The organism is Enterobacter sp. 50793107 (assembly GCF_001463365.1).
Taxonomy (GTDB): Bacteria; Pseudomonadota; Gammaproteobacteria; order Enterobacterales; family Enterobacteriaceae; genus Enterobacter; species Enterobacter cloacae.
Genome location: NZ_LNII01000007.1, coordinates 1 through 9,725 on the forward strand (window position 1 = coordinate 1; position 9,725 = coordinate 9,725).

6 protein-coding genes are annotated in these 9,725 nt (G+C 56.7%); all 6 read right to left on the reverse strand.

Features of this window, described 5'->3' with window-relative positions; translation table 11 throughout:
• Window positions 1-113: 4Fe-4S binding protein (locus tag APU11_RS01300; protein ID WP_001710386.1), on the reverse strand; the 113-nt coding region annotated here is incomplete at its 3' end.
• Between the two features lie 10 nt (window positions 114-123).
• Window positions 124-2,568, reverse strand: coding sequence for a dimethylsulfoxide reductase subunit A (gene dmsA / locus APU11_RS01305; protein WP_058650645.1), 2,445 nt, complete (start codon window positions 2,566-2,568; stop codon window positions 124-126).
• A gap of 210 nt (window positions 2,569-2,778) precedes the next feature.
• The gene (gene serS / locus APU11_RS01310; RefSeq protein ID WP_008499983.1) at window positions 2,779-4,071 is read right to left on the reverse strand and encodes a serine--tRNA ligase; all 1,293 of its coding nucleotides are present in this window, start codon (window positions 4,069-4,071) and stop codon (window positions 2,779-2,781) included.
• Between the two features lie 92 nt (window positions 4,072-4,163).
• On the reverse strand, window positions 4,164-5,507 hold the full coding sequence (rarA, locus tag APU11_RS01315; protein ID WP_029882995.1) for a replication-associated recombination protein RarA: 1,344 nt from the start codon (window positions 5,505-5,507) through the stop codon (window positions 4,164-4,166).
• Between the two features lie 9 nt (window positions 5,508-5,516).
• Window positions 5,517-6,128, reverse strand: a complete 612-nt coding sequence (lolA, locus tag APU11_RS01320) for an outer membrane lipoprotein chaperone LolA (RefSeq protein ID WP_013097319.1) — start codon at window positions 6,126-6,128, stop codon at window positions 5,517-5,519.
• 128 nt (window positions 6,129-6,256) lie between these two features.
• Window positions 6,257-9,725, reverse strand: a 3,469-nt coding sequence (gene ftsK, locus APU11_RS01325; protein ID WP_060578305.1) for a DNA translocase FtsK, incomplete at its 5' end; no start/stop codon positions are given.

Sequence of the window (9,725 nt, forward strand, 5' to 3'; positions counted from 1 at the left end):
CGGCGGAAGCTGACGTCCGGGGTCAGGTCTTTGTAATCCTTGCAGGCCAGCTCGCAGGTTTTGCACCCGGTGCAACGGCTGGAGTCAATAAAAAATCCATACTGGGTTGTCATCGGTTACTCCTTACACCTTCTCAACCTGAACAAGGTTTGTGTGGGACGGGTTGCCTTTCGCCAGCGGCGACGGGCGCTGCGTGGTCAGTACGTTAATACTGCCAGCCTGGTCGATGCGGTTTGCATCCGGGCTGTACCACGCGCCTTCCCCCAGCGCGACAACGCCAGGCATCATGCGCGGCGTCACTTTGGCTTCAATATGCACCTCGCCGCGACCGTTAAAGATACGCACACGATCGCCATTACTGATGCCTCGTGCTTTCGCATCCATCGGGTTAATCCACATCTCCTGGCGGCAGGCGGCTTTCAGCACATCAACGTTGCCGTAGGTGGAGTGAACGCGCGCTTTGTAGTGGAATCCGGTCAGTTGCAGCGGGAATTTTGCGGTCAGCGGATCGTTATAGTTTTCAAACCCGGGCGTGTAGATCGGCAGGGGATCGATAACATCCCCTTCCGGCAATTCCCAGGTTGCGGCAATGTTTGCCAGCTCTTCGGAGTAAATCTCGATTTTGCCCGATGGCGTGGTCAGCGGATTCGCCTGTGGATCGTCGCGGAAGGCTTTGTACGCCACGTGGTGCCCTTGCGGATCGCGCTGTTTATAGATGCCCTGCTTGCGGAAGGTATCGAAATCCGGCAGGTCAGGGATCGCTTTACGGGAAAGTTCATGCAGATGACGCATCCACTCTTCCTGAGTGCGGCCTTCTGTGAACTGTTGTTCGACACCAAGACGTTTCGCCAGCTCAGAGGTCATCTCATAGATGGTTTTGCACTCGAAACGCGGTTTGATGGCCTGGTCGGTGAAGATCACGTAGGACATGTTGCCGCAGGAGGCATCCAGCGCGAAATCCATCTGCTCCGAGGCGGTGCAATCCGGCAGCAGAATATCCGCATATTTCGCCGATGAGGTCATGTGGCAGTCGATCACCACAATCATCTCGCACTTCTTGTCATCCTGCAGGATTTCGTGGGTGCGGTTGATCTCCGAGTGCTGGTTAATAAGGCAGTTACCGGCGTAGTTCCAGATCATCTTGATCGGCACATCCAGCTTGTCTTTGCCCCGTACGCCATCGCGCAGGGCGGTCATCTCCGGCCCGCGCTCAATGGCGTCGGTCCACATAAACATGGAGATACTGGTCTGAACCGGGTTTTCCAGGGTTGGCATCCGTTCAAACGGCAGCGAATAGGAACCTTCGCGCGCGCCACTATTCCCACCATTAATACCCACGTTACCGCTCAGAATGGAGAGCATCGAAATAGCGCGGGTGGCGATTTCGCCATTCGCGTGACGCTGTGGCCCCCAGCCCTGGCTGATGTAGGCCGGTTTCGCTGAACCGATTTCACGCGCCAGCTGGACAATACGTTCCGCCGGTATCCCGGTGATTTTTGATGCCCACTCCGGGGTCTTCGCCACGCCGTCACTGCCCTGACCCAGAATATACGCCTTGTAATGCCCGTTGGCAGGGGCACTGGCGGGCAGGGTTTTCTCGTCATATCCGACGCAGTATTTATCGAGGAATGGCTGATCGACAAGGTCCTCGGTGATCATGACCCACGCCAGCGCACTGACCAGCGCCGCATCGGTACCCGGGCGAATAGGGATCCACTCATCTTCCCGGCCTGCCCCCGTATCGGTATAACGCGGATCGATGATGATCATCCGGGCGTTAGATTTGGCGCGAGCCTGCTCAAGGTAATAGGTTACCCCACCGCCGCTCATGCGCGTTTCACCGGGGTTGTTACCGAAAAGCACCACCAGTTTGCTGTTTTCGATATCGGACGGGCTGTTACCGTCTGCCCAGCCACCGTAGGTGTAGTTCAGGCCGGCAGCAATCTGTGCAGAAGAGTAGTCACCGTAGTGATTGAGATAACCGCCGCAGCAGTTCATCAAGCGCGCCACCAGCGTTTTGCCCGGTGGCCAGGAGCGGGTCAGCGTTCCCCCGAGCGTTCCGGTGCCATAGTTCAGGTAGATGGATTCGTTACCGTACTCTTTTATCAGACGCTGCATATTGCTGGCGATGATATCGTAAGCTTCATCCCAGCTGATGCGCTCGAACTTCCCTTCCCCGCGCTTACCGACGCGTTTCATCGGGTACTTCAGACGGTCCGGGTTATAAACCCGGCGGCGCATTGAGCGGCCACGCAGACAGGCGCGAACCTGATGCAAGCCGTCGTAGTTATCGTCACCGGTATTGTCGGTTTCGACGTATTTGATCTCGCCATCCACCACATGCATACGTAATGGACAACGGCTACCACAGTTTACGGTACAGGCGCTCCACACCACGTTTTCCGGGGCCGTAGCCGGGGACAACGCATCCGCCGCCGACGCCAGTCGGGTAAAAGGGAGAGTGAAGGCACTGCTGGCAACGGCGAGACCGCCAATTGCCGTGGTTTTCATCAACCCACGGCGAGTGACCTCGGCAGCCATTAACGCTTCAGGCGCTTTGATTTTCATAAAGACTCACTTTGGTTGCTCACAAAGAATAAGCGGCGGAATTAACCGCGATATAGTTTTATATATAACGAGCTAATGCGTTATGCGTGTTTTATGCTGGCTTTCATTCGCAGGAGTATTACTACTTTAGAGGGAGGGGGTATTGCGTCGTATCAAACCGAGGGTATAAAAAAAGCGCCAAAAGGCGCTTTTTTGTTGTAAGGCAAAGAATTAGCCAATGTACTGCTGGCCTTTCATGTATGGGCGCAGTACTTCAGGGATCTCAATACGTCCGTCTGCCTGCTGATAGTTTTCCAGCACGGCAACCAGCGTACGGCCAACAGCCAGACCAGAGCCGTTCAGGGTATGCACCAGACGGGTTTTCTTGTCGGACTTGCTGCGGCAGCGTGCCTGCATACGACGCGCCTGGAAATCCCAGACGTTAGAGCAGGAGGAGATTTCACGGTAGGTGTTCTGCGCAGGTACCCACACTTCCAGATCGAAGGTTTTGCAGGCGCCAAAGCCCATATCACCGGTGCATAGCGCCATACGACGGTACGGCAGGCCGAGCAGCTCCAGCACTTTCTCCGCGTGGCCGGTCATCTCTTCCAGCGCGTCCATGGACTCTTCCGGACGAACGATCTGTACCATCTCAACTTTATCGAACTGGTGCATACGGATCAGACCACGCGTGTCACGGCCGTAAGAACCCGCTTCAGAGCGGAAGCACGGAGAGTGCGCCGTCAGTTTGATTGGCAGGTCGTCTTCGTCGATGATCTCATCACGCACGAGGTTGGTCAGCGGCACTTCCGCGGTTGGGATCAGCGCGTAGTTGCTGCTGTCGGCTTCCTCGTCCAGCGGACGGGTATGGAACAGATCGCCGGCAAATTTCGGCAGTTGTCCGGTACCGTACAGAGTATCGTGGTTAACCAGATACGGAACGTAGGTTTCGCTGTAACCGTGCTGCTCAGTGTGCAGATCCAGCATGAACTGTGCCAGCGCACGGTGCAGATGAGCAATCTGACCTTTCATCACCACGAAGCGAGAACCGGTCAGCTTCACGGCTGCCGCAAAGTCCAGGCCCGCGTGCATTTCACCCAGAGTAACGTGATCGCGAACCTCGAAGTCGAACTCACGAGGCGTACCCCAGCGTTTCACTTCAACGTTGTCGTTTTCGTCTTTACCGACAGGAACGCTGTCGTCAGGAATGTTCGGGATAGCCAGGGCGATATCACGAATTTCTGCCTGAAGAACGTCCAGCTCAGCTTTCGCCTGGTCCAGCTCTTCACCCAGTTTGTTCACTTCCAGGCGTAATGGCTCAATGTCTTCCCCGCGCGCTTTCGCCTGGCCGATGGACTTCGATCGAGAGTTACGCTCTGCCTGCAGATTTTCAGTTTGTACCTGCAGAACTTTACGACGCTCTTCAAGAGCGCGCAGCTTATCTACATCCAGCTTAAAGCCCCGGCGTGCCAGTTTTTCAGCGACTGCGTCTGGCTCATTACGCAGCAGATTGGGATCGAGCATGCTTATCCTGTGCTTATCGAATTAAAATAGGAAAATGTGGCCACAGCCTGCGGCCACAGGGATACAATGCCAACATTACCGCAACGACTGAACTAACGGTAGCGTTTTATAGGGCTATTTTGATCCTGTCCGGCGAGCCAGGCGAGCTTTTCGCCAATCTTGCCTTCAAGACCTCTGTTTGTGGGGTGATAATAGCGGGTTTGTGCCATTTCCTGCGGGAAATACTCCTCCCCGGCCGCGTAAGCGTTGGGTTCATCGTGAGCGTAACGATACTCCTGCCCGTACCCCATCTCTTTCATCAGCTTCGTTGGCGCATTACGCAGATGCACCGGCACATCGTAGTCCGGGCGCTCACGCGCATCCGACATGGCCGCTTTGAATGCGGTATAGACGGCATTACTTTTCGGCGCGCAGGCCAGATAGACAATCGCCTGAGCAATAGCGCGCTCACCTTCTGCCGGCCCGACGCGAGTAAAACAATCCCAGGCCGAAAGCGCCACCTGCATGGCGCGCGGATCGGCATTGCCAACATCTTCTGAGGCAATCGCCAGACAGCGACGCGCGACGTACAGCGGATCGCCACCGGCAGTGATAATGCGTGCATACCAGTAAAGCGCGGCATCCGGCGCGCTGCCGCGTACCGACTTATGCAGCGCCGAGATCAGATCGTAAAAGCGATCGCCTTTGTTATCAAAACGGGCGCTACGCTCACCGGCAATTTCGGTCAACAGTTCCGGTTTTAATACCCGTTTGCCGGCGTCGTCGACTTCGGCCATATCGGCCATCATTTCCAGGGTATTCAGCGCCCGCCGCGCATCGCCGTTAACCAGTTCCGCAATTGCCCGACGCGTGTCGTCAGGCAGGACAATGTCCTGTCCGCCATAGCCGCGGGCTTTGTCGTCCATCGCCTGGGTGAGAACTTTTTCAATATCCTCGGTGGTGAGCGATTTAAGCAGGTAGACGCGCGCCCGGGAAAGCAGTGCTGAGTTGAGTTCAAACGACGGGTTTTCGGTGGTGGCACCGATGAAGAAGATGGTGCCGTCTTCGATGTGCGGCAGGAATGCATCCTGCTGACTTTTATTGAAGCGATGGACTTCGTCCACAAAGAGGATGGTTCGTCGCCCGGCGTTACGGTTCTGGCGCGCGCGCTCGATTGCTTCGCGGATCTCCTTCACACCGGATGTGACGGCCGAGATGCGCTCGACGTCCGCGTTAGCGTAGCGGGCGATCACTTCAGCAAGCGTGGTTTTACCGGTACCGGGTGGTCCCCAGAGGATCATCGAGTGCAGATGCCCGGCTTCAATGGCCCGCGGCAACGGCTTCCCCGCAGCCAGCAGGTGCTGCTGGCCAATATACTGAGCTAAATTTTCTGGCCGCATACGCGCGGCCAGAGGTTGAAACGCATTATCTGAAAAATCGAGCGACAGGTTGCCCACTCATGCCTCTTACTTACGTTGGTCGTCCACCGTTACGCCCTGCGGCGGGGTAAAGGTAAATTTAGATGCATCGACAGCGCCATTTTGCTGAGATTTGAGCTGATAGCTGCTGCGCTGATCGTCCTGCTCAACGGCGCCGAACTGATTGATGGTACCGTTGGTGCTTACATTGATGGTGAACTGCTTCAGGTTGCCGTTGCTGCCTTTTGGCGTCAGGACAAACTCATCACCGTTCTGCTTAATATTATACTGCTGCCAGTCGCTGGCCTGGTTACGGGCAATCAGCATAAATGGCGTGTTGCTGGTCGCATCTTTCAGCCAGGTGGCGGTTGCCTGCTCAACAAACGGGTTGAAGAACCACAGGGTTTTGCCGTCAGAGACCAGGATGCTCTCATCCGGCTGAGTCATGTGCCAGTTGAAAAGATTTGGGCGTTTTACCCACAGATCGCCCTGGCCTTCCTGCACCGCATTACCGCTGCCGTCAGTCACTTTTTGCGTGAAGCTGGCGTGGAAGCTGCTCACTTTATCCAGGCGGCTTTTAAGGTCGCTGGCCGCATCAGCCCAGACGCTGCTGGCGACAAAACTGGTGAGTAATGCACAAGCGATTGCGATTTTTTTCATTGTTGTTCCTTAAAATACGTCATCCCGAAATGGGGTTTCCGTTTTCTATTCTGGACCTGCCCGCAGGCAGGTGACAGAAGAAAATGCTTAAATTTGGCTGATTTACCCTTCTTTGCACACGCTGAAGATCAATCAAACGGCGGCGGAGCCAGCACCTCACGGTTACCGTTATGCCCCTGCTCACTGACAATGCCCTGAGCTTCCATCTGCTCAATGATGCGCGCCGCGCGGTTGTAGCCAATACGGAACTGACGCTGAACGCCGGAGATCGACGCTTTGCGTTTTTCGGTAACAAAATTAACCGCCTGGTCGAATAACGGATCCAGCTCTTCGCCGCCGTCAAAGCCACCGCCGCCGCCTTCGCTTTCGCTGTCGGAGGTAATGCCGTCAACGTATTGTGGACGACCGCGCGCTTTCCAGTCCTGCACCACGGCATGCACTTCCTGGTCGCGAACAAATGCGCCGTGAACGCGCACCGGAGAGGTGGAGTTCGGGCCGGAGTAGAGCATATCCCCCATCCCCAGCAGCGATTCAGCACCGCCCTGATCAAGGATGGTACGCGAGTCAATTTTGCTTGATACGGTAAAGGCGATACGGGTCGGAATGTTGGCTTTAATCAGACCCGTGATGACGTCCACAGAAGGACGCTGCGTCGCCAGGACGAGGTGGATACCGGCCGCACGCGCTTTCTGCGCCAGACGGGCAATCAGCTCTTCCACTTTCTTACCGACGGTCATCATCAGGTCGGCGAACTCATCCACCAGCACGACGATGTAAGGCAGTTTTTCCAGCACCGGATGCTGGGCATCCATGCTATCGCCCGGTTTCCAGTATGGATCGGGAATTGGACGACCCATCCGCGCCGCCTCGGCGATTTTCTCGTTATAACCGGCAAGGTTACGCACGCCCAGAGCCGACATCAGCTTATAACGGCGCTCCATCTCGTTGACGCTCCAGCGCAGAGCGTTGGCCGCGTCTTTCATGTCGGTCACAACTTCCGTCAGCAGATGCGGGATCCCCTCATAGACCGACAGTTCCAGCATTTTCGGATCGATCATGATGAAACGGACATCTTCCGGCTGCGCTTTGTAGAGCATGCTAAGGATCATGGCGTTCACACCCACCGACTTACCGGAACCGGTTGTACCCGCGACCAGCAGGTGGGGCATTTTCGCCAGATCGGCTACCACCGGCTCACCCGCGATATCTTTACCCAGCACCACGGTCAGTGGTGAAGGGTTGTCGCGGAATTTGGTGTTATCCAGCACTTCACGAAGGTAAACGGTCTGACGTTTTTTGTTCGGCAGCTCAAGGCCGACATAAGGTTTACCAGGTATGACTTCAACCACACGAACCGCAACGGTCGACAGAGAACGCGCCAGGTCGCGGGACAGGTTTGAAATACGCGCGGCTTTAACGCCAGGCGCCAGGTTGAGTTCGAAACGGGTAATGACAGGGCCTGGAGAGTAGTTGACCACGTCCGCTTTAATGCGAAAGTCAGCCAGACGCGCTTCTACCAGACGGGCCATTTGCTCCAGCGCGAAGGTATCGACCGGCTCAACTTCTGCTGGCGGCGGCGTTAACAGATCCAGCGACGGCAGAGGCGTGCTCGGACGTTGCAACGGACGACTATCACCGTTACGCATCAGCAGCGGATGAATGAGACTTTCCTGCGGCTGTGCCTGAGGCTGCTGGAATTGCGGCTGCTGTGGCTGCTGTGGCTGCTGTGGCTGCTGTGGCTGCGCATAAGATTGTGGCGCAGGCTGCTGCGGCTGGGCGTAAGCCTGCGGCGCTGGGGCCGGCTGCTGACGCACCGGCTCGGCTTCCGGCATGACGCTCGGCGTGAACAGCGGTTCACTCGGACCATCATCGACCAGATCTTTCATCGGTGAGAATTCGAAATCCGACAGCGAGAACGGGTTCGCACCAGCAGGTTGCTCACCTGAATAGCGTTGCTGCTGGGTGGCCGCAAACTGGCGTGCTAATTCTGCCTCTGCTGCATCATCATCGTCCGCCTGAGCAGGATGATCGTGCTGATACTCCTCGCCATAGCGCTGATGCTGCTGTGCGGCGAACTGACGCGCCAGTTCATCCTGCTGCATTTCATCTGCATCATCGTCGTAATCAGATTCACGGGCTTTCTCCTCAGCCATACGCTGAGAAGGCAGTTTAATGCCATAGGATGCCAGCTCGCGGCGGGTTGGCACACGCACGCGGTTAGGACGCGGCAACTGCGGGCCAATCCCCTCTTTTACCTGAGGACGTGGTGTTCCACCTGTCGCCAGGCTAAAGACCGGCGCCGCAGCCGAAGCGGCTGCTGTAGCCTGTTTCACGCTCTCTGCCACTGGTGCAACCGCAGGCGTTGAAGTAACCGGCGGTGCGGAGACAGAAGGTGTATTCACAACAGGCTCCTGCACCGGCTCAGGAACAGGCTGATACCATGCTGCCAGTTGCTCGCGCTCACGGGCACGGCGCTCTTCAACCTCTTCGAAATAGTACATTGGCGGACGAGACGGTTTGACCTCTTCCACAACCTCAGGTTCTGGTTGAGGAGCGACATAAGGCTCAGCAGGCTGAACAGGCTCAGGGACATACTCCTGATACGGTTGCGCGACGGGCTGCTCGTCGTACGGGTACCCCTGCGGCTCATGAACGGGCTCAGGCTGATAAGGTTGCTGCCACGGTTCCTGCTGGACCGGCGCATAGCTTTCTGGCTCTGGTGCGATAACCGGCTCTGGCGTATGAACGCCAGGCGCCGTTTGCCACTCTACCTGAGGCTGTTGAATAGCGGACTCGGGAGCGGGAACCGACGCAGACGGCATAACGGCTTCCGCTGGTGCTGCATAAGCCTGCGCCGCCGTGGTCGCGGCTGCCGCGGCGGCAACCGGTGCGGTAACAGAGTGACCGTTTAGCAGTGGATCGTATTCATCAAAATCGCCTGGCGTGGCGCGACTACCAGAGAAAAGCACATCATCAGGATCGACGGCGGCACCGGCTGAACGGTACTCAACATGATCGTCTTCGTCCATGCGTTTACCGGAGAAGAGCGCCGCATCGGTTTTACGGCCCAGCGGGTTGGCAAATTTCTCGGCGACGCGCTGACGGCGTGCCAGTGCTCCACGCAAAATACGTGCACGACGAGATTCACGACGCTGTACTGGCGCATCGTCTTCCTCTTCGTACTCATCTTCATATTCGTCTTCATCGACCCATGTGTCGTCACGACGGGTACGGTTGCTGGCAAAGGTCAGAATAGTGAGGACAAAACTGCCGATCTTCTCGGCAATACTCACCCACGACCAGCCGGTGAACAGCGTTAATCCTGCCGCCCAGATACACAGCAAGGCCAGGGTACCGCCGCTGCTGTGAAGCATAGGCTGTAACGCAGAGCTCAGCAGGCTACCGATGACCCCGCCAGACGCGAAATACCAGATGTCATCGGCGTTGATGGCTGCCAGCCCGCAGGAAGTGAGGATCAACGCCAGCGCGCCTATCAGGCGCAGCGAAACCGCGAAATAGTCGATGTAGTCGTCGTTCTGACGATGGCGCCAGGCAAACCAGCATCCGCCAATAATAATGACGGGAATGGTATAGGCC

What these genes read in the sequence shown, in the direction of transcription:
- dmsA (WP_058650645.1), bottom strand. Translation starts at nt 2,568, where the DNA reads ATGAAAATCAAAGCGCCTGAAGCGTTAATGGCTGCCGAGGTCACTCGC.
- lolA (WP_013097319.1), bottom strand. Translation starts at nt 6,128, where the DNA reads ATGAAAAAAATCGCAATCGCTTGTGCATTACTCACCAGTTTTGTCGCC.
- serS (WP_008499983.1), bottom strand. Translation starts at nt 4,071, where the DNA reads ATGCTCGATCCCAATCTGCTGCGTAATGAGCCAGACGCAGTCGCTGAA.